Raw genomic sequence first — 574 nt, 5'->3', positions numbered from 1 at the left:
AATATACATATTCTGTTCTTTAAACGTAAGCAAACAATCGACAGCCTTTCGACTCATCAGTCTGTAATCAGCGTGATTAGAAACCTGATTTACTCCCATCTTTTCCATCAGTGAGTAGAACAGATTGGCACTTATTCTCTTGAATGCACTGTCGGTGGAGCGATCATCCCTCACACCATAGACAATATCATTACCTTCTTGATATTTTTCAACCATCGTTTCTATGCACCGAACATCATCCTGAAGATCGGCGTCTATACTTACCACAACATCTGCAGTTGTATTCGCTAAGCCTGCTATCAGTGCATTCTGATGGCCTCGGTTTTTAGAAAGTTTAATCCCAGAGACAAAAGTGTTTTTCTGGCACGCTTCTTTAATCTGATCCCATGTGTCGTCTTTGCTACCGTCATCAACAAAAATTATCTTGCTGCCTGCGCCGATTTTTTGCGTTGAAATTAAATTGCATAATACCTCGCCTAATACTTTTAGGCAGTGTGGGAATGCTTCTTTTTCATTATAGCATGGAACCACACTTTCCATTCTAGGAGGGGTATTATCGCATTCCTGCGGTATA

At 40.6% G+C, this 574-nt stretch carries 1 protein-coding gene; it reads right to left on the bottom strand.

The window, feature by feature from the left end; translation table 11 throughout:
• Positions 1 to 540: glycosyltransferase family 2 protein (locus J1785_RS00370; RefSeq protein WP_217218532.1), on the bottom strand; the 540-nt coding region annotated here is incomplete at its 3' end.
• Between the last annotated feature and the right edge of the window lie 34 nt (positions 541 to 574).

The organism is Rahnella perminowiae (assembly GCF_019049755.1).
In the GTDB taxonomy this organism is placed as follows: Bacteria; Pseudomonadota; Gammaproteobacteria; order Enterobacterales; family Enterobacteriaceae; genus Rahnella; species Rahnella perminowiae.
This window is presented reverse-complemented; position numbering and strand designations above follow the sequence as displayed.